This window comes from Streptomyces sp., assembly GCF_031181705.1.
Lineage (GTDB): Bacteria > Actinomycetota > Actinomycetes > Streptomycetales > Streptomycetaceae > Streptomyces.
On sequence record NZ_JAPSKN010000110.1, the window covers coordinates 1 to 19407 of the forward strand.

Annotated in this window: 13 protein-coding genes and 1 pseudogene; 6 read left to right on the forward strand and 8 right to left on the reverse strand. The window is 71.6% G+C overall.

Annotated elements, in window-relative coordinates; all coding sequences use genetic code 11:
• The first annotated feature begins 424 nt into the window (after positions 1-424).
• Together RIN80_RS19990 and ptsP are read left to right on the forward strand one after the other, a co-directional pair.
• Positions 425-874: a PTS glucose transporter subunit IIA gene (locus tag RIN80_RS19990; RefSeq protein ID WP_094056410.1), complete on the forward strand. Its 450-nt coding sequence runs from the start codon at positions 425-427 to the stop codon at positions 872-874.
• A gap of 78 nt (positions 875-952) precedes the next feature.
• A complete protein-coding gene (ptsP, locus tag RIN80_RS19995) occupies positions 953-2623 on the forward strand; it encodes a phosphoenolpyruvate--protein phosphotransferase (RefSeq protein ID WP_309096989.1) in 1671 nt (556 codons plus the stop codon).
• A 63-nt stretch (positions 2624-2686) separates the two neighbouring features.
• On the opposite strand, the gene RIN80_RS20000 is transcribed toward ptsP, so the two are convergent.
• Positions 2687-3577, reverse strand: a complete 891-nt coding sequence (locus RIN80_RS20000; protein ID WP_309096990.1) for a hypothetical protein — start codon at positions 3575-3577, stop codon at positions 2687-2689.
• 165 nt (positions 3578-3742) lie between these two features.
• A complete protein-coding gene (locus RIN80_RS20005; protein WP_309096991.1) occupies positions 3743-5710 on the reverse strand; it encodes an acetoacetate--CoA ligase in 1968 nt (655 codons plus the stop codon).
• A gap of 212 nt (positions 5711-5922) precedes the next feature.
• Between RIN80_RS20005 and RIN80_RS20010 the strand changes: the two genes are divergently transcribed.
• A complete protein-coding gene (locus RIN80_RS20010; protein ID WP_309096992.1) occupies positions 5923-8295 on the forward strand; it encodes a TIM-barrel domain-containing protein in 2373 nt (790 codons plus the stop codon).
• Here RIN80_RS20010 and RIN80_RS20015 read toward each other — a convergent pair.
• Both RIN80_RS20015 and RIN80_RS20020 read right to left on the reverse strand, forming a co-directional pair.
• A complete protein-coding gene (locus tag RIN80_RS20015) occupies positions 8292-8825 on the reverse strand; it encodes an NUDIX domain-containing protein (RefSeq protein WP_309096993.1) in 534 nt (177 codons plus the stop codon). The genes RIN80_RS20010 and RIN80_RS20015 overlap by 4 nt on opposite strands.
• A gap of 43 nt (positions 8826-8868) precedes the next feature.
• A complete protein-coding gene (locus RIN80_RS20020) occupies positions 8869-9678 on the reverse strand; it encodes a M15 family metallopeptidase (RefSeq protein WP_309096994.1) in 810 nt (269 codons plus the stop codon).
• 212 nt (positions 9679-9890) lie between these two features.
• Here RIN80_RS20020 and RIN80_RS20025 point away from each other — a divergent pair.
• The 3 genes and pseudogenes from RIN80_RS20025 to glpK all read left to right on the forward strand — a co-directional run.
• Positions 9891-10589: pseudogene (locus RIN80_RS20025) on the forward strand (diguanylate cyclase domain-containing protein); the annotation flags it as partial.
• A gap of 937 nt (positions 10590-11526) precedes the next feature.
• Complete coding sequence (locus RIN80_RS20030; protein ID WP_309096995.1) at positions 11527-12324, forward strand: MIP/aquaporin family protein; 798 nt, start codon at positions 11527-11529, stop codon at positions 12322-12324.
• A 19-nt stretch (positions 12325-12343) separates the two neighbouring features.
• Positions 12344-13861, forward strand: a complete 1518-nt coding sequence (gene glpK, locus RIN80_RS20035; protein WP_309096996.1) for a glycerol kinase GlpK — start codon at positions 12344-12346, stop codon at positions 13859-13861.
• Positions 13862-13946: 85 nt separating this feature from the next.
• Here the strand turns inward: glpK and RIN80_RS20040 are convergent, their stop codons facing one another.
• The 4 genes from RIN80_RS20040 to RIN80_RS20055 form a co-directional block, all read right to left on the reverse strand.
• The gene (locus tag RIN80_RS20040; RefSeq protein WP_309096997.1) at positions 13947-14552 is read right to left on the reverse strand and encodes an ATP/GTP-binding protein; all 606 of its coding nucleotides are present in this window, start codon (positions 14550-14552) and stop codon (positions 13947-13949) included.
• 268 nt (positions 14553-14820) lie between these two features.
• Positions 14821-15216, reverse strand: a complete 396-nt coding sequence (locus tag RIN80_RS20045; protein WP_309096998.1) for a DUF742 domain-containing protein — start codon at positions 15214-15216, stop codon at positions 14821-14823.
• A gap of 9 nt (positions 15217-15225) precedes the next feature.
• Positions 15226-15660: a roadblock/LC7 domain-containing protein gene (locus tag RIN80_RS20050; RefSeq protein ID WP_309096999.1), complete on the reverse strand. Its 435-nt coding sequence runs from the start codon at positions 15658-15660 to the stop codon at positions 15226-15228.
• A complete protein-coding gene (locus RIN80_RS20055) occupies positions 15657-18866 on the reverse strand; it encodes a nitrate- and nitrite sensing domain-containing protein (RefSeq protein WP_309097000.1) in 3210 nt (1069 codons plus the stop codon). The genes RIN80_RS20050 and RIN80_RS20055 overlap by 4 nt, the downstream gene beginning before the upstream one ends.
• Positions 18867-19407: the final 541 nt, after the last annotated feature.

The following is a 19407-nucleotide window of genomic DNA, read 5'->3' on the forward strand; positions in this document are numbered from 1 at the left end:
CAACATATCTGGCGTTGACTTTTGGCACGCTGTTGAGTTCTCAAGGAACGGTCGCTTCCTTTGTACTCACCCTCTCGGGCTTTCCTCCGGGCGCTTCCCTTCGGTCTTGCGTTTCCGACTCTATCAGTGTTTTTCCGGCCCTCTGACCACCGTCCTGCAGGCATGCAGAAGGGGACTCAGAGATAGGATCTGACAAGTTGGATGCTGCCGGGCCGGGACGCGAACTGGCGTCGGTCAGCCCCAAGCAGGAGTACGACTGTACACGCGGCCGCGGAGCGGGTGCAAATCCCTATGCGGTATGGTCTAGACCACTTCGGAGTGCCCGCACGGAACCGGCACTTCAGGTGACATACGCTGCTGAACAGTGTGCCGTCCGGTACCTACTGGGACGGCCCTATCGATCTCCACCCCTGGGAGGCTTCCCATGACCACCGTGACGTCCCCGCTCGCCGGACGCGCCATCGGACTGGCAGCCGTGCCGGATCCGGTCTTCTCCCAGGCCATGGTCGGCCCGGGCACAGCCATCGACCCCGTACGTGAGCCCTCCGAGGCCGTCTCTCCCGTGGACGGCGTCATCGTCTCCCTGCACCCGCACGCGTTCGTCGTGGTCGACGAGAGCGGACACGGTGTGCTCACCCATCTCGGCATCGACACCGTGCAGCTCAACGGCGAGGGCTTCGAGCTGCTGGTGAACAAGGGCGACACCGTCCGCCGCGGTCAGGGCATCGTGCGCTGGAACCCTGCCGCGGTCGAGGCCGCCGGCAAGTCCGCGGTCTGCCCGGTCGTGGCGCTGGAGGCCACGGCCGAGGCCCTCTCCGATCTTCGCGACAACGGCGATGTGAAGGCCGGTGACAGTCTCTTCCTCTGGAAGTGACGTCAGTGCCGTCGTATGACGGCGAGTACGACAACCAACGTGGCGGCGGGGCCCGCCGCACTATCGGAGACGGGTGAGATGGAGACAACGCTGCGAGGCGTCGGTGTCAGCCACGGTGTGGCGATCGGCGAGGTTCGGCACATGGGGACGGCGGTGCTCGAGCCGCCCGCGAAGCAGATTCCCGCGGAAGAGGCGGAGCGTGAACAGGGGCGCGCCCGCAAGGCCGTGGAGGCTGTGGCCGCCGACCTGATAGCGCGCGGCAATCTCGCGGGGGGCGAAGCCCAGGCGGTGCTCGAGGCGCAGGCCATGATGGCTCAGGATCCCGAGCTGATGGCCGACGTGGACCGCCGGATCGCCGTCGGCAGCACGGCCGAGCGCGGCGTGTACGACGCCTTCGCCTCGTACCGCGAGCTGCTGGCGAACGCCGGTGAGTACCTCGCGGGCCGCGTGGCCGACCTCGATGACGTGCGGAATCGCATCGTCGCCCGTCTGCTGGGGGTCCCCATGCCGGGCGTTCCCGACAGCGACGAGCCCTACGTCCTGGTCGCCCGTGACCTCGCGCCCGCCGACACGGCCTTGCTCGACCCGACTCTGGTGCTCGGCTTCGTCACCGAGGAGGGCGGTCCCACGAGCCACAGTGCGATTCTGGCGCGGGCGCTCGGCGTGCCCGCCGTGGTGGCGCTGCCGGGTGCCGGTGAGCTCGCCGAGGGCACGATGATCGCCGTCGACGGCAGCACGGGGGAGATCTTCGTGGAGCCGAGCGACGAGAAGAAGGCTCAGCTGGAGGCCGCGGCGGCTGAGCGGCGGGCGGCGCTCGCGGCTTCGACGGGGCCCGGTGCCACGGCGGACGGGCACAAGGTGCCGCTGCTGGCGAACGTCGGCGGCCCTGCCGATGTGCCGGCCGCCGTCGAGGCCGGTGCCGAGGGTGTCGGCCTCTTCCGTACCGAGTTCCTCTTCCTGGACGACAGCAAGCAGGCGCCGTCCGAGGAGAAGCAGGTCGCCGCGTACCGACAGGTGCTGGAGGCGTTCCCCGAGGGGCGTGTCGTGGTGCGGGTGCTGGACGCGGGTGCCGACAAGCCGCTCGACTTCCTGACGCCGTCCGACGAGCCGAACCCGGCACTGGGCGTGCGGGGTCTGCGGACCTTGCTCGATCACCCGGAGGTGCTGCGCACCCAGCTGACGGCGCTCGCCAAAGCCGCGGAGGGGCTGCCGGTCTACCTCGAGGTCATGGCCCCGATGGTGGCGGACCGTACGGATGCCCGGGCCTTCGCGGACGCGTGTCGTGAGGCGGGGCTGCGGGCGAAGTTCGGCGCGATGGTCGAGATCCCGTCGGCCGCGCTGCGGGCGCGGTCGATTCTGCAGGAGGTCGAGTTCCTGTCGCTGGGGACGAACGACCTCGCGCAGTACACCTTCGCCGCCGACCGTCAGGTGGGTGCGGTCTCCCGGCTGCAGGATCCGTGGCAGCCGGCGCTGCTCGACCTGGTGGCGCTGTCCGCCGAGGCGGCGAAGGCCGAGGGCAAGAGCTGTGGTGTCTGCGGTGAGGCCGCGTCCGATCCGCTGCTCGCGTGTGTGCTGACCGGTCTGGGCGTCACCTCTCTCTCCATGGGTGCGGCGTCGATTCCTTACGTGCGGGCGACGCTCGCGAAGTACACGCTGGCGCAGTGCGAGCGTGCCGCTGCGGCGGCGCGTGCGACGGACAGCGCCGAGGAGGCGCGGAGTGCGGCGCAGGCGGTGCTGTCGGGCGAGTAGTTGGGCCGGCTGACGGCTGCCAGGGAGGGGCGCTTCACTGCGGTGGGGCGCCCCTCCGGCGTTTCAGTGGTGGTGACCCTGTGCGGGTTTCTCCTCCCCGAGGTCGGGCGGCCGGCAGTAGTCGACGTTGGATTCCGGGGAGATGAGGTCTCCGGATTCGATGTCGGTGCAGTAGGCGTCGAAGACCTCTCCGGCGGTGAGGGGGTCGAGTGCGTAGGAGCGGAGCCGCCAGCCGTAGACGCGGTCGGGGGTGCCTGGGGCGCTGGTGCGGATGACGAGTCCGCCGGGGCTTTCGGTGGCCAGGCCGAGGGCCAGGACGGTGGTGAATTCGAGGACTTCGGCCTCGTCGAGTTCCAGGGCCTCGCCGGTGTCGGTGGTGTGGAGGACGGCGATGAGGGTTTCGGGTTCTCCCGTGACGCTGCAGACGAGGTGCCGGTTGCCTGGTGGGGCTGTGTCGAGGATGCGGGCGAGGAGGTGGGAGGCTCGTGTGAAGGCGGCTCGCCCGATGTCCTCGCCGCAGGTGGCGCAGGGGCCCAGGCGGGCGAGGAGTGTGGTCGCGTACTCCCAGGTGGCTTGCCGGACGGCCTCGTCGACCAGGGCCGCGAGGAGGTCGGCGAGCGGTTGCCCCTCGTACGGGAGGGTCGGGCCGGTCAGCGCGAGGTGTGCCGTGAAGCGCGTGCGGCTGGACGGGAGGTCGGGGTCCAGGCTTTCGCGGCGGCAGAAGTCGGCGTAGTCCTCGGGGTCGAAGAGGGCGACGGCGGTGTGGCTGCCTTGCAGGGCGCGGGTCCTGAGGAGGCCCTCGACCTGTTCGAGGTAGGTCTCGTGGTCGTCGAAGGCGAAGCTGCGGTAGCGCCGCATGGCCCGGAAGTCGTGCTCGTCGGTGAGCAGGCCGATGGTGCCGGCGATTTCGCGGCGCAGGACGCGTCGCATGGTCCGGCTGTCGGTGTGCGCCATGTGTGTCCCCCTGTGCACGGTCGATCAATGCTCACTCACAGTAACCGTCAGCACTGACAATCAGGTGGGGCGAGTGATCGCACAGTGGAGAAATGAGCGAAAGCGCAGGTCACGGCGAGATCTGCGATGATCTGCGCCTGCAGCGTCGGTGACAGGGAGTGCGGGTCAGGCCCGTTTGCGGGCCAGGTCCTCGTAGAAGCCCAGCAGGTCGAGGTTGTCGATGGAGCCCGGGTTGACCGCCTTCTCCAAGGGGGTGCCTTGGAGAAGGCGCTTGACGGGGACCTCGATGCGCTTGCCGGTGAGGGTGTGCGGGATGCCGGGTACTTCGATGATCTCGTCGGGGAGATGGCGCGGTGACAGTTGTTCGCGGATGGTGCGCTTGATGCGGTCGAGCAGGCCTTCGTCGAGGGTGGCGCCGGGGGCCAGGTGGACGAAGAGGGGCATCCAGTAGCCGCCGTCGGGCTGCTCGACGCCGATGACGAGGGATTCCTTGATCTCGGGGAGGCGCTCGACGGCTTCGTAGATGTCGGCGGATCCCATGCGGACGCCCTGGCGGTTGAGCGTGGAGTCGGAGCGGCCGTGGATCACGACGGAGCCGCGTGAGGTGACGGTGATCCAGTCGCCGTGCCGCCATACGCCGGGGTAGGTGTCGAAGTAGCTGTCGTGGTAGCGGCTGCCGTCCGGGTCGTTCCAGAAGTGGATGGGCATCGAGGGCATGGGATTGGTGACCACGAGTTCCCCGACCTCGTCGATCAGGGGTTGGCCGCTCGGGTCCCAGGACTGCAGGTCGGTGCCGAGGCAGGGGGCCTGGAGTTCGCCGACGTGGACGGGCAGGGTCGGTACGGCTCCGGCGAAGCAGGAGCAGACGTCGGTGCCGCCGCTGACGGAGGCGATCCAGAGGTCGTCGCGGACCTCGTCGTGGAGCCAGCGGAAGCCGTCGGGCGGCAGGGGGGAGCCGGTGGTGGCGACGCACTGGACGGAGGAGAGGTCGAAGTCGCGGGAGGGGTGCACGCCGGCCTTGCGGCACGCCATGACGTAGGCGGCGGAGGTGCCGTAGAGGGTGGCCTTCGTGCGTTCGGCGATCCGCCACTGGGCGCCGGTGTCCGGATAACCGGGGCTGCCGTCGTAGAGGACGATCGTGGTGCCGGTGAGGAGGCCGGAGACGAGGAAGTTCCACATCATCCAGCCGGTCGAGGTGTACCAGAAGAAACGGTCGTCGGGGCCCAGGTCGCAGTGCAGGCCGAGCTGTTTGAGGTGCTCGACGAGGATGCCGCCCTGGGACTGGACGATGGCCTTGGGCAGGCCGGTCGTGCCGGAGGAGTAGAGCACCCACAGGGGGTGGTCGAAGGGCACCTGCTCGAAGACGGGGTCCGTGTCCGCGGAGGTGAGGGCCGACCAGTCCAGGGCGCCCTCGGGCGCGTCGGTGCCGAGGAGGGGGATGTGCACGACGGCGCGCAGGGTGGTCAGTTCGCGGCGCAGTTCGGCGACGATCTCGCGGCGGTCGTGTTCCTTGCCGCCGTAGCGGTAGCCGTCGACGGTGAAGAGCACGACGGGTTCGACCTGCTGGAAGCGGTCGAGGACGCTGCGGGCTCCGAAGTCGGGGGCGCAGGAGGTCCAGACGCCGCCGACGGCGGCTGTGGCGAGGAGGGCGACGACGGCCTGCGGGATGTTGGGGAGGTAGCCGCTGACGCGGTCTCCCGGGCGGACGCCCAGGGCGCGCAGTTGGGCGGCCAGGGAGCCGACCTGGCGGCGCAGTTCCGCCCAGGTGACGGGGCGTGGTTCGTGCGACTCGTCGACGTGGAGGAGGGCGGGTTCACCGGCGCGGGTGCCGGCGGCGCGCAGGGCGTGTTCGGCGTAGTTGAGGGTCGCGCCGGGGAACCACTGGGCGCCCGGCATCGCGCGGTCGCCGAGCACGCGCGCGTAGGGGGTCGAGAAGCGTACGTCGAACCACTCGGTGACGGCCGTCCAGAAGGCGTCCAGGTCGTCGACGGACCAGCGTTGCAGGGCCGCGTACCCGCCGTCGGCGGGGGCGCCGTGGTGCTCGGCGGCCCAGGCCTGGAACCTGGTGATCCGTGCCCGTGCGATGCGCTCGGGGTCAGGCTGCCAGAGCGGCTGAGGACTTTCGGTCGGCATGGTCGGCTCCCGGACTGTGCGCGTCGTGTGCGTCCTCCGCGCACGGGCTGGGGTGTGCGCGTGACGCGGCTGGGACGGACAATGCCATGTGATCGACTTCCACACCAGGGCGCGCCCCACATAGTCCGTGTCGTGAAGATGTGGTCTTGGCACGGGTGAACGGCAGTTGAACGACACGCTCTCGGGCGACGGTCAGTGGCAGGGTGAGCAGCATGAACGGTCGTGACCTGGTGCGTTCGGTGAAAGCGGTGGCTTCGGTGGGGGCGGCGCAGGGTGTGCGTACCGTACGGGCAGCGTGGCGCAGGCGGCGGGCCGACGCCACCGGGCTGGCGGCGCGGGGTGCGGAGCGGGCGCGGGTGCCCGGGCCGGTGCGGGAGGTGGAGCCGGGGCCGGGGGGCGGTGTCGTCCGGTTCAGCCGGTCCGACCTGCGGATCCTCGTCGCGGTGAACGGTGCCGTCTTCTGGGGCTGGGACGGCGCGGAGCCCGAGCCGTCGTACGCGCTGGCCGGCCGCTGTCCCGAGCCGGATCCCCGGGCGGTACTGGAGCCGGACAAGGACGGCGGCTGGCGTGTGGTGGCGGAGCGGGTGACGGTCGTGGTCTCGCGGCTCGGCGCCGTCGAGGTGCGCACGCCCGGCGGTGTGACGCTGCGGCGTGATCTGCCGCCGCGGTGGTGGGAACCGGTCGACGGCGGACCGGCGCGGTGGATGCAGCGGTCGGAGGTGGCCGCCGACGCGCGGTTCTTCGGGCTGGGCGGGCGGGCGTCGGGCCCGCGGCTGCCGGACGGCACGTACCGGCTGTGGAACACCGACCCCGGTCATGCCTTCGGGCCCGGTGACGACCCGCTGTACATCACGATGCCGGTGCAGCTGGTGGTGGCCGACGGCGGTACGCATCTGGTGTTCCACGACAGCACGTGGGACGGCACGGTGATCCTGCGCGAGGGAGAGGAGGGCGCGGGGTCCGGGCACGACCGGGCCGGGACGAGCGAGCTGCGGATGGACGGCGGTCCCCTGCGCTGCTGGGTGATGGTGGGCACCCCCGCGCGCGTGCTGCTCGCCTGGGCGTCGCTCACAGGGGCTCCCGCACTGCCGCCCGGGTGGGCGCTGGGTCATCACCACGCGCGACGGGGGTTCGGCAGTGAGCAGGAGGTGCGCCGGATCGTCGCGGGCTATGTGGAGCACCGTCTGCCGCTCGACGCGTTGCACCTCGGCATCGATCACCTGGACGCGCATCAGGTCTTCACGGTCGACCAGGACCGTTTCCCGAAGCTGAGCGTTCTGGCGGAGGAACTCCGGCGGGACGGGATCCGGCTGGTGTCGATCGTCGACCCCGCCGTCAAGGCCGTTCCCGGGAACGCCGTGTACGACGGCGGGACGGCTGAGGACGCGTTCGTGCGGGACGCGTCCGGGCAGGTCGTGGAGGGGGTCGTGTGGCCCGGGGAGGCGGTGTTCCCGGATTTCACGCACGCGCGCGTGCGGGAATGGTGGGGCGCTCTCCACGAGGAGCGGCTCGCGCAGGGGTTCGCCGGCTTCTGGCACGACATGAACGAGCCCACGTCGTTCACGGCCTTCGGGGAGTCGACCCTGCCCAGGTCCGCACGGCACGCCCTGGAGGGGCGGGGTGGGGATCACCGTGAGGCGCACAACGTGTACGCGCTGTGCATGGCCAGGGCGGGGTTCGAGGGAGTGCTCAGACTCGCCCCCGAGGAGCGGCCGTTTGTGTTCTCGCGCTCCGGGTGGGCCGGGATGCACCGATACGGCGGGACGTGGTCGGGGGACGTGGCCACCGGCTGGCCCGGTCTGCGGGCGTCCCTGGCGCTGGTGCTGGGGCTCGGGTTGTGCGGCGTCCCGTACTCGGGTCCGGACATCGGGGGGGTCGACGGTGATCCGTCGCCCGAGCTGTATCTGCGGTGGTTCCAGCTGGGCTCCCTGCTGCCGCTGTTCCGCACGCACGCGAGTGCGCGGGCGGGGCGGCGCGAGCCCTGGGAGTTCGGTCCCGAAGTGCTGGAGCACGCGCGCGTGGCGCTCATGGAGCGCCGCCGGCTGCTGCCGTACTTCGTGACGCTGGCGCATCTGGCGCGCCGCACCGGAGCGCCCTATGTGCGGCCGGTGTGGTGGACGGCGCCGGAGGACCGGGCGCTGCGCGACTGCGGGGACGCTTTCCTGCTGGGCGACTGCCTGCTGGTGGCGCCGGTGCTGGACCCGGGCGTGGACCGGCGTGTGGTGCAGCTGCCCCGGGGGCGCTGGTACGACACGCTGACGGAGCGGGCGTACGAGGGGCCGGCGCAGGTGCTCGTCGACGCGCCGCTGTCGCGGATCCCGGTGTTCGCGCGCGCGGGTGCCGTTCTTCCCGTCCGTGGGGAGGACGGCGGCCTCGAGCTGGAGGTGTGGGCGCCCGCCCGGGGACGGACCGGGAGCGGGCTGGTCGTGCCGGACGGGGGCGAGGGCTGGGACGAACCGGAGATCGAGCGCTACACCGCTCGGTGGATGGGCGCGCGGGTGGTCGTCGAACGCGAGGGTGAGGACGGCGGGGGCGGGCCGCCCCACCCCGTGCGCGTTCGCGGGACCGAAAAGCGCCGGGCCTAGTAGCGGCCTTCGAACCAGGCTCGTACGGCCACGGTGTGCAGGGGGAAGGCGAGTTCCTCGGGCCTGCGCAGGAGGTGCCAGCCCTCCGTCTCGTCCGTGGCGGCGGAGGGCGGCAAGCCGTCGGCCGGGCGTTCCGGGAGGAGACCGAAGAGCAGCAGGTGCCCGTCGGGTGAGCTCATGGCGTCGGCGAGGCGGACGTCGCGGCCGGCCGCGTCGATGCCGGTCTCCTCCTTGAGCTCCCGTACGACGGCCTGCCGCCAGTCCTCACGGTCGTCGATGTAGCCGCCGGGCAGGGCGATGCCCCCGCGCGCGGGGGCAACGGTTCGGGTGATGACGACCAGGGCGGTGCCCTTGGTGTCGTACACGGGCTGGAGCGCCACCGCGACCGGGAGGGGGTTGCGGTAGGCAACGGCGCCGCACGCCGGGCAGGTGCGGGGCCAGCCGGAGACGCCCTCTCCGTAGGGCGCGCCGCAGCTCGAACAGTGGGAGTCCGGCGCGGAGTTGGTGGTGGAGGCTTGAGTTTCGGACACGCGCGGACTGTAGCCGATCACGGAGAGGGCGTCGCGGGCGGGCTCAGTTCGGGCGCGTGAGCGACTTCCTGGACACCGGGAAGTCGAAGTAGGTGTCGGGGTAGGGCTCGGGCTTGAAGGTGTAGTGCCACCACTCCTCCGCGAGGTTCACGAACCCCTGGCGTTCGAGGGTGTTCTTGAGGAGCAGCCGGTTGGCGCGCTGTACGCCCTGGACGCGCGGGTCGAGGGTGTGCGAGAGGGTGTCGAAGCAGTCGAAGCCGGTCCCCATGTCCACCGAGTTGTCGGGGAACCGCTCGCCCTGGGGTGCGAAGCACGGCACGAGAGGTTCTCCGGGGCGGTAGGGCCGGGTCGGCTTCGCCGGCAGGCGGACGAGGGTGACGTCGAGGGTGGATCCACGGCTGTGACCGGACTTCTCGGCGATGTACCCGTCGGTGAACAGCCGGGTCTTGTCGACGTTCGGGTAGAACTCGCCCTTCATCGCCTGGTCGTCGAGGTCCTCCGCCCAGCGGACGAAGTGGTTCACCGCGCGCTGCGGCCGGTAGCAGTCGTACACCTTGAGTGTGTAGCCCTGGCGGAGGAGCTTCCGTTGCGCTTGGTGGAGGGCGTCGGCGGCGGGGCGGGTGAGGATGCAGGTGGGCTGGACGTAGCCGTCGATGCGCTCACCGACGAAGTTGTGCGGCGTGAAGTAACGCATCTCCTGGAGGATCGTCGGGTCCACGCTGCTCAGCGCCACGAAGTCCTGAGGCGCTTCGGGCTCGGTCTTCGCCTGGGCGGACGCGGTGGGGACGGTCGCCGTCAGCAGCGCGGCGAGCGTGGTGAGCAGGCCGCGTGCCACGGTGGTGAGTCGTGTCATGCCTCCTGCGTCTATCAGGAGTGGGCCGCACCGGGGAAGCGCGGTGCGGCAACCGCCCTCGGGGGTACGCCGGTGGTCTGGCCGTCGAGGGCGTGGAGACCGAGGGGCGGTGCGCCGCAGCGCTGACGGCCGGGGCGCGGTTCGTGCGGCCCGCTGCGCTACTGCCCGCCACGGCGTCCGGGGGGACAGTGTAGGGCCCTGCTGATCGGGTGGTCGGCGGGCGGGATCGCACCTCGGACGATGCGGCCGTGGCGGACGCGTACGGGCGGTGCGTGGGCGTCGTCCGGCTCGCGGACCTCGTGCGCGCCCTGGCGGAGACGCGGGTGGAGGAAGCGGCCGGGCTGAATCCGTTGACGCGGCTGCCCGGCTCGGACGCGATCACCGGTGGGGTGGACCGGCGCATCGCGGCGGGGCGGCCCGCCCTGAGCTGGCTGAACGTCGACCACTTGAAGCAGGTCAACGACGGAGCGGGGTTCGCCGCCGGAGACGAACTGATCCGGGCGGTGGGGCGGGCGCTGCAGCAGGCCGCGACGGGCAGCACGCGCGTGGGGCACATCGGCGGGGACGACTCCCTGGTCCTCGCGGACGTGGAGAGCCTTGATCCGCTGGCCGCCGCCGTGCGGGACGCGCCGCGGGCGGCGGAGGGCCGGCCGGTCACGCTGTCGCTCGCGACGGTGCCGTGCGCGCCGGGCAGCGTGACGGACCACCGGGAGGCGGCGGCGTGCCTGGCACCGCTGAAGAAGGCGGCGAAGGGGTTGCGCGGCGCGAGCTGGGTCCTGGGTCGGGCGGCGGGCGGGCCGCGCAATGAGACCCGCCGGGAGGTGGCGCCGGCACCGGCGGGGTGTGTCGGGGCGGAGCGGGGGGCGTTAGCGGAGCTGCGGGGTGCGCGGGGTGGGGCGTCGCGCGGGTGATGGCCGGCCGGACGCACGGCACCCGCGCAGCGGCCCATTTCCCGGCCGAGGCCGTGCCGCGTCAGCGCCGTGGCGGGCCGGGTGCCTTGCCCTGGTCGCGCAGCCGTGCGCGAGCGCGGGCCTCCGGACGGAGCGAGGCCGCCCCCGTGGCGCCAGTCGGTCCGTATCCAGCCTGACCTGCCGGGCTGGCCCGGCGACTGCGGCATCCGGGCCCGCCCCGTGTGCAGGCCGGCCCAGTGACGACGCTCGTCCAGGCCCACCCCGTGACCGCCCCCGTCCAAGCGCCCACCCCCGAGACCGCGATCGGCCACGCCCGCCCCGAGACCGCGCCCCCGCGGGCCGGTGAGCCTCCCGCTCAGGCCCTCCTGTCGCGGCCCGCAACAGGAATCGGATCGTCCGGTTGAGAAGTTGGCAGGTCAGGTAGATCCTGGACACTAGGAAACCGGGTGTCGGGTACGGCTGAACGATCGCCGACGGTGAGGTTCGGTACGGGCCGGGCACCCGGTGGAGGCCGGATACCATCCGCCAGGCCTCGCGCGGCTCACCGGTGCGCGCGGGTCCGACCAGATCTGAACAACGACCCACCGGGCGCCGCCACGGCCGTGCAACCGGCCCCGGCCCGGCAGGAGCCCGGCGACCGTCACATGGCCGTCAACCGTTGCGGTCGGCGACCTTGACGCCTTTGGGGTGCCGGTGAACACTTCCGGTGTCAGTCGACATCGCCGTACATACTCGGCGTATTCCGGCACTGCGGCGCGCGGGCGCGCCTGCGTCAAGGCCCCTTCCCCCACAGGCGAGTCGGCTGCGACGGCAGGCTCGTCACGGATGCCGGGCGGGGCGCGGGACCTCCCTGCCTTCGGCTGAAGCAGCCATGGGAAACGCACCCTGCACGTGAGGACCGGGGCGGACCGTCCCGGGCCACGGCCTAGGAGCCGCCATGAGTAACGGAGACATATTCTTCGGCGAGTTGATCGGCACGGCGATCCTGATCCTGTTCGGCGCCGGAGTGTGCGCCGCAGTCACCCTCAGGTTCTCGAAGGCGCAGGCCTCCGGATGGATCGTGATCGCGTTCGGCTGGGGTTTCGCGGTGCTGGCCGGCGCGTACACCGCCGCTCCCCTCTCCGGGGGACACCTCAACCCGGCCGTCACGTTGGGCCTCGCCGTCGACACCGGGGTGTGGGACAAGGTCTGGGTGTACATCCTGGGGCAGATGGCCGGTGCCATGCTCGGGGCCGTGCTGGCCTACCTGGTCTACTTCGCCCAGTTCCAGGCCAACACGCGCAAGGGCGGCACGACCGAGGGAACGGTCGACGAACCGGTCCCGACGCTGGGCATCTTCTCCACGATCCCCGAGATCCGGAACCCGGTCGCCAACCTGATCACCGAGATCCTCGCGACCATCGCGCTGGTGCTGCCCCTGCTGGCCCTGGTCGGCAACAACCGGCACGTGGAGGGCATCGGCATCGGGCAGATCGCGGGTCAGGGGGAAGGCATCTACGGATCCGGCATCGTGATCCTGCTGGTCGCGCTCCTGGTCGTCGGCATCGGTCTGTCCCTGGGTGGTCCCACCGGCTACGCCATCAACCCGGCACGTGACCTCGGACCGCGCATCATCCACTCCGTCCTGCCGATCCCGAACAAGGGCACGTCCGACTGGGGCTACTCGTGGATCCCCGTCGTCGGACCGTTGATCGGCGGATTGCTGGGTGGCGTCATCTACAACGCAGCCTTCTGAACGAGCCCGAGGGGTAGTCATGACGGACAACGCCGAGAAGTACGTTGCGGCCATCGACCAGGGCACCACGTCGAGCCGCTGCATCGTCTTCAACCAGGACGGCGCGATCGTCGCCGTCGACCAGCGCGAGCACCGCCAGATCTTTCCCAAGCCGGGCTGGGTGGAGCACGACGCCACCGAGATCTGGTCCAAGACGCAGGCGGTCGTGGCCGGCGCGCTGGCCAAGGCCGGTCTGCGGGCCGACCAGCTGAGCGCGATGGGCATCACCAACCAGCGCGAGACGACGCTGCTGTGGGACCGCGCGACGGGCAAACCGGTGCACAACGCCATCGTCTGGCAGGACACACGGACGGCGTCGCTGTGCAACCAGCTGGGCGGCTCGGACGGGCAGGACCGTTTCCGCGAGCAGACGGGGCTGCCGCTGGCCACGTACTTCTCGGGACCCAAGGCGGCCTGGCTGCTCGACAACGTGCCCGATCTGCGCGCGCGGGCCGAACGCGGTGAGATCGCCTTCGGCACGATGGACTCCTGGCTCATCTGGAACCTCACCGGCGGTACGGACGGCGGGCAGCACGTCACGGACGTGACCAACGCCGGGCGCACCATGCTGATGAACCTGGAGACCCTCCAGTGGGACTCGTCGATCTGCTCGGCGATGAACATCCCCGAGGCCATGCTGCCCGAGATCAAGTCCTCGGCGGAGGTGTACGGCACCGCCGTCGGCCAGCTCTCCGGCGTGCCCGTGGCCTCGGCGCTGGGCGACCAGCAGGCCGCCGTGTTCGGTCAGGCCTGCTACGACGTGGGCACCGCGAAGAACACCTACGGCACGGGAAGCTTCCTGCTGCTCAACACGGGCGACCGGCCGGTGACGTCCAAGAGCGGTCTGCTGACGACGATGGGATACAAGATCGGCGGGGAGGCGCCGGTCTACTGCCTGGAGGGTTCGATAGCGATCACCGGCGCCCTGGTGCAGTGGTTCCGCGACCAGCTCGGCATCATCCGCACCGCCGACGAGATCGAGCCCCTGGCCGCGAGCGTGGAGGACAACGGCGGCGCCTACATCGTGCCGGCGTTCTCGGGTCTGTTCGCGCCGTACTGGCGCTCCGACGCGCGCGGTGTGGTCACCGGCCTCACCCGGTACGTCACCAAGGCGCACCTCGCGCGCGCGGTGCTGGAGGCGACGAGCTGGCAGACGCGCGAGGTCGTGGACGCCATGTACCAGGACTCCGGGGTGCGGATCACCACCCTGAAGGTCGACGGCGGCATGACGAAGAACAACCTGCTCATGCAGCACCAGGCGGACGTGCTCGACGTTCCCGTGGTGCGGCCGAAGGTCTCCGAGACGACCTGTCTGGGTGCCGCCTACGCGGCCGGACTTGCCACCGGCGTCTGGAACGACCTGGACGAACTCAAGGCCCACTGGCAGAAGGACGTCGAGTGGACACCGTCGATGGAGGCGTCGGTGCGGGACCGCGAGTACCACAACTGGCGCAAGGCCGTGGAGAAGAGCTTCGGCTGGGAGGAGGGCGACAGCTGACCACGCGCGCGTGGAGCGGCTCCTCGTACCGCGGCCCGGACCCCTGTCGGCGGGGGTGCGGGCCGCACCCGCGTGCCCGGGGACGTCAGTTGGTCACCGTCTGGCGGCGGTCGGCCGCGTAGGCCATCGCGTGCTCCACGACGCCGATGAGGGCCTCCTTGACCGACTCGCGGTCACGGGCGTCACACATCAGGAGCGGTACGCCGGCGTCGAGGTCGAGAGCCTGGCGGACGTCCTCGACGGGGTAACGCGGGGCTCCCTCGAAGCAGTTGACGCCGACGAGGAAGGGTATCGAGCGCCGTTCGAAGTAGTCGACGGCGGCGAAGCAGTCCTCCAGGCGGCGGGTGTCGGCCAGCACGACGGCTCCGAGCGCGCCCTCGGAGAGCTCGTCCCACATGAACCAGAACCGTTCCTGTCCGGGTGTGCCGAAGAGGTAGAGCACCAGGTCCTCGCGCAGGGTGATGCGGCCGAAGTCCATGGCCACGGTCGTGGTGTGCTTGCTCTCCACGCCGCGGAGGTCGTCGACCGGGCGCCCGGCCTCGGTGAGCAGTTCCTCGGTGCGCAGCGGTCGGATCTCGCTGACCGCGCCGACCAGCGTGGTCTTGCCCACGCCGAAGCCGCCGGCCACCAGGATCTTGAGCGTGACGGGCTCGACCGGAGGCTTGCCGCGCTCAGAACGCCCGAAGATCATCGGTCTCTCTCCTGCTTGATGGGGGTCGGGCGACGGCGGTCCGTAGCCTCCGCCGCCGGGGTTGTGATGACGCGTAGGGCCGAGGGGGCCGGCCGTGCGTGTGCGGACGTCCCGGACCGCCGCGGGCGCAGCGTGCCGGAAGGTCCGGTGAGGGCTCGTGCGGGAGGGGCCGGCCGTCCGGGCGCCGCGCGACGACGCCGGTGAAGGTGCCGCCTCGATCGGTCCGGAGCTGCCGGCCAGTCACGTCAGAACCCCGCCTTCACGCTGATCACAGCGCCCGGAGGCCGTTGATGACGTCGCGCAGAATACTCTCGTCCGGCAGCTCGGCAGGGGGCACGGGCCGGTTCACGCGGACGAACTCGGCGTCCACGAGATCTCCGACGAGGACCCGTACCACCCCGATCGGCAGATCGAGTTCCGCTGCGAGTTCCGCGACCGACTGCGGGTCCGCACGGCACAGTTCGACGATGTGCACGTGCTCCGGGGAGAGCATGTGGTCCGCCTCCGCGTCGTCCGCGTGCGGTTCGGCGACCACGACCGCGATCAGGTCCAGGCGGTGCTGGCCCTGGCTGCTGGTGCGGCCGCGCGTCATGGCGTACGGACGGACGACCGGCCCGGCCTCGTCGTCGAACCAGTGACTTCTTCCCTGACCGTCAGCGCTCATGCCATCCCACTACCCGCCTGCGGGCAGATCGGTGCGCGGAGCGGCGGCCAGATGCACACCGACCCGCTTGACGAGCAGCGTCATCTCGTAGGCGACCTGGCCGACGTCGGAGTCGGCGTCCGAGAGGACCGCGAGGCAGCTGCCGTCGCCGGCCGCGGTCACGAACAGGAAGGCGTCGTCGAGTTCGACGACCGTCTGACGGACGTTGCCGGCTTCGAAGTGGCGCCCCACGCCCTTGGCGAGACTGTGGAACCCGGAGGCGACGGCGGCGAGGTGCTCGCTGTCCTCTCTGGTCAGGTCCCTGGACACGCCCGTCGGCAAGCCGTCGCCGGAGAGCACGAGGGCCTTGCGGATGCTCGCGACGCGGTCCACCAGGTCGTCGAGGAGCCAGTTCAGCTCCCCCTTGCTGTTCGCGGTGTGGTCGGTCGCCTTCGGTGCGGTCATCGACCGTCCCCCTCTGTCGTTCCTTGTGGTGCTGTGCCGCTGTGGGCGGCATCGCCCGCGGCGTTCTCCCTACGGCCGCGCTGCCAGCCGCGCTGGAGCGAAGCCATGCGGCTGCGTACTTCCTCGGCGTCCCGCTCGGCGGGCTCGGTCCGGTCCTCGGTGCGCGGATCGGTTCCCCGCTTGAGCTGGGGGGCCAGATTGGCCTGCCGGACACGCCGGGGCAGCGGCGCGGTGCCGGCGCCCTCCTCGCCCGGCCGTGCGGTGCCTCCCGGCCGTGCGCCGCCCCCGCCTCCCGGCCGCGCGGTTCCGTCGCCCCGCCGTGCGGCGCCGTCGCCCGGCCGCGCGGTGCCGCGTCCGGCGGCCTGCGACGGGGTGCCGGACGCGCTGGGCAGGGCGCCGGAGCCCGCTGCGCGGCGCGCGGGTCCGCCGGTGTTCTCCGGCGGACCGCCGACGTGGCGGTCGGGTCCGTCGGGGCCGTCGGGGCCACGGGAGGCGGTCTCCGCGCGGCGGGTCCTGCGGGACAGGGCGGACGACTCCGCGGGATCGCCGAAGGCGCCGCCGGACGAGCCCGGCGACTGCCCGCGGTCCTCGTCCCGGCCGGCCGCACCGATGCCCCGGGCGGCGGACTCGGTCCCGCGGCGGCGGGCCGGGAGCGGCGGGGGCGTGCCCGGCTGGGTCTCCTCGTGACGGCTGCCGGCCGGGGAACCCTCGGTGCGGCGCCGGCCGGGGAGCGCGGACGCGGGCTCCTCCGGCCCGGTCCGGTCCGTGGGACGGCCACCGGCGGCGTCCTCGCCGCGGCGGCGCGCCGGAAGCGCGGCCGTGGGCCCGGTTTCGGCTCGGCCGGTGTCCGCGCTCTCCTCGTCGGCCCTGCCCCGCCGGGGGCGGTACTCGGTGACCGGGCGGCCGTGCGAGCTGACCAGCTTGGGGGTGTGGCGGCGGGGCAGCGGGACCGGGGCGCTCAGCCCGTCCCCGGCGTCGGCGCGCTCCCGTGCGCCGGGGGCGTCGGCGGCCTGCTGGTGCGCGTCGGTGCGGCGGCCGGCGGTCTCGTCCTGGGCGCGGGTGAGGGAGTGACGAGGGCGGAAGAGGCCGCCGTGTTCGCTGTCCTCGCCCTCGATGGCGTCCGGGAAGTCGTCGATGGCGTCCAGGTCGACGGGGGCCTCCAGCTCGACCGGTCCGTCCAGCAGCGAGGCGGGCAGGCCGGGACGTGCTGCGGGCGCCTTGGACAGGGCGGTGCGGCGGCCCTCCTGCGACCCGGTGTCGTGTGCCGTCAGCTGGGGGCGGTCGAGCCGGAAGCCGATGCCGTTCGTGTCGGGCACGTCGTCCGTGAGCAGGGCGTCCGGGATGAAGACGACGGCGGTCGTGCCGCCGTACGGGGAGGGCTGCAGGGAGACCCGGACGTTCTGCCGCTGGGCGAGACGGCTGACCACGAACAGGCCGAGCCGGTCGGTGTCGGACAGTTCGAACTCCGGCGTCTCGGCGAGCCGGAGGTTGGCGTCGAGCAGCGCCTCGGCCGCCATGCCCAGACCGCGGTCGTGGATCTCCAGGGTGAAGCCGTTGGCGACGCGCTCGCCCAGGACCTGGACGGCGGTGTGCGGCGGGGAGAAGACCGTGGCGTTCTCCAGCAGTTCGGCCACGAGGTGCGTGAGGTCGGCGACGGCCGGGCCGGTCACGGCGATCCGCGGAAGGCGGCGGACCTCGATGCGCTCGTAGTCCTCGACCTCGGCGACGGCGGCGCGGACCACGTCCATGAGCTGGACGGGCTTGCGCCACTGGCGGGAGGGCGCGGCGCCGGAGAGGATCACGAGGCCTTCGGCGTGCCGGCGCATGCGGGTGGTCAGGTGGTCGAGGCGGAACAGGTCGGCGAGTTCCTCGGTGTCCTCGGTCCTGCGCTCCATGGCGTCGAGCAGGGTGAGCTGCTTGTGCAGCAGGACCTGGCTGCGCCGCGCGAGGTTGACGAAGACCTCGGAGACGCCGGCGCGCAGTTCGGCCTGTTTGACGGCGGCTTCGACGGCGGCGCGCTGCAGGGTGTTGAGGGCCTGGCCGACCTCGCCCATCTCGTTCTTGTCGTACTCCAGGCGCGGCACCTCGGTCTCGACATCGACCTGCTCGCCCGCGGACAGGCGGCGCATCACGCTGGGCAGCCGCACCCCGGACGCCTCGTGTGCCTCCAGGCGCAGTTGCCTCAGGTCCCGGATGAGGGTGCGGCCGACGCGCACGGACAGGAAGAGGGAGAGCAGCAGGGCGATCAGGCCGAGGGCGCCGGCGATGACGGCCTTGGCGATGACGCCCACGGCCACGGGGTGGACGCGGTCCTGGTAGCGGTCGTTGGCCTGGTCGTTGAGGGTGCCGAGTTCGTCGAGCACGTTGCCGGCGGCGCTGTCCCAGCTCTTGGCGGTGACGCCGCGGGGCGTCCCGGCCCCCGAGTCGAGGGCCGCTTCCTCGGCCACGCGCAGCGGTGCGGAGGAGGCGTTCTTCCAGAAGGTCTGGTAGCGGTCGCGCTCGGCGACGGGCAGCAGTTGCAGGTTGACGTCGTACATCAGCGTGCGCTGGGCCACGAGGTCGGAGATGTCGCGCTCTTCGGAATGGGTGATCCGGCCGACGATCAGGGCGGAGCCGAGGAGGGCGTCCTCGCGGGAGAGCAGTTCACGGGCGCGGGCGAGGTTGACCAGCGCGCGGTACTGCTTGTCGAGTTCGACGTTGTCGACCACGTGCAGGTTGGCGAGGAGCACGTAGCACGGGTCGACGAGCCGGTTGTAGAGGTCGAGGGCCTGGGAGCGGTTGACGGTGCCGTCCTCGACGCTGCGGCGCAGCGACTCGATGCCCTCGAAGGCGTCCAGGACGGCGGTCAGCCGCTCGTCGGTGGCCTCGCCCATCGCGTCGCGCACGTCCGGGTTCCTGGCGTTGCGGCGGATGCCGCCCACGGCCTCGTCGGTGGCGGTGCGGCTGCGCCGGAGCGCGGCGAGACCGTCGGAGGCGCGGGGGTCGGCGAGGTAGACCAGGGTCTGGCGGCGTTCCTCCTGGAGGACGCGGACGGTGTCCTCGATCGGGTAGCCGATCTTCTCCACGACGGTCGACACGTTGAACAGGTCGGCCGCCTCACGCCCCGTGAGCACGGTGGCGAAGGACCAGATCGCGGTCAGGGAAACCAGCGGCACGAGAAGCAGCGCCACGATCTTCCGGCGGATGGACTTCCCGCGAAAGCGCATGGCCTCCCCCAGCTCGGCCCCCCGGGACTACCGGGGGTACACGTGTGCGTCAACAAACGGCGCGAGCCTACTACCGACGCACAGGGAACTCGAAGACCGGGCCTGAGGCCGAACTTCCGCGCCAGCGACGAGGCATGCCGAGTTGTCCGGGCATTGCGGGAGTTGTCTCCCCGAAACCGATGGTGACAGCGCCGGGTCTTCATCGTGGCCGACCAAGGCGGTTGGCCGAATTTTTTCGTTCCCCGGGAATCTTCGTGACGCGTCGTTCGTACTTCACTACGGGAAACGGGGCGGAATCGGCAACAGGAGCCGCATCCTGCACCCGGGCGGCGTAAAACAGCGCAAGCCGGGCAGCCACTGGGGAGCACGGGTCTTCGGAAACGAGCGAGCGGTCTGCTGGCGGTGGGGAGTGACACGGTGATGGGCACGGCGGAACGGCGCGAAGCGCCGAGGGCCGGCGGGACGCGGGTGACGGGGCATCGGATCTCCGAGGCCGCCGTTCGCGACGATCCGGCGGACGAGGCGAAGATCCGGGTACAGG

Bases quoted from the DNA above. Each gene is read 5' to 3' on its own strand.
- RIN80_RS20010 (WP_309096992.1), top strand. From the start codon at position 5,923: ATGAACGGTCGTGACCTGGTGCGTTCGGTGAAAGCGGTGGCTTCGGTG.
- RIN80_RS20000 (WP_309096990.1), bottom strand. From the start codon at position 3,577: ATGGCGCACACCGACAGCCGGACCATGCGACGCGTCCTGCGCCGCGAA.
- RIN80_RS20020 (WP_309096994.1), bottom strand. From the start codon at position 9,678: ATGACACGACTCACCACCGTGGCACGCGGCCTGCTCACCACGCTCGCC.
- ptsP (WP_309096989.1), top strand. From the start codon at position 953: ATGGAGACAACGCTGCGAGGCGTCGGTGTCAGCCACGGTGTGGCGATC.
- RIN80_RS20030 (WP_309096995.1), top strand. From the start codon at position 11,527: ATGAGTAACGGAGACATATTCTTCGGCGAGTTGATCGGCACGGCGATC.
- RIN80_RS19990 (WP_094056410.1), top strand. From the start codon at position 425: ATGACCACCGTGACGTCCCCGCTCGCCGGACGCGCCATCGGACTGGCA.
- RIN80_RS20050 (WP_309096999.1), bottom strand. From the start codon at position 15,660: ATGACCGCACCGAAGGCGACCGACCACACCGCGAACAGCAAGGGGGAG.
- RIN80_RS20055 (WP_309097000.1), bottom strand. From the start codon at position 18,866: ATGCGCTTTCGCGGGAAGTCCATCCGCCGGAAGATCGTGGCGCTGCTT.
- glpK (WP_309096996.1), top strand. From the start codon at position 12,344: ATGACGGACAACGCCGAGAAGTACGTTGCGGCCATCGACCAGGGCACC.
- RIN80_RS20040 (WP_309096997.1), bottom strand. From the start codon at position 14,552: ATGATCTTCGGGCGTTCTGAGCGCGGCAAGCCTCCGGTCGAGCCCGTC.
- RIN80_RS20045 (WP_309096998.1), bottom strand. From the start codon at position 15,216: ATGAGCGCTGACGGTCAGGGAAGAAGTCACTGGTTCGACGACGAGGCC.
- RIN80_RS20005 (WP_309096991.1), bottom strand. From the start codon at position 5,710: ATGCCGACCGAAAGTCCTCAGCCGCTCTGGCAGCCTGACCCCGAGCGC.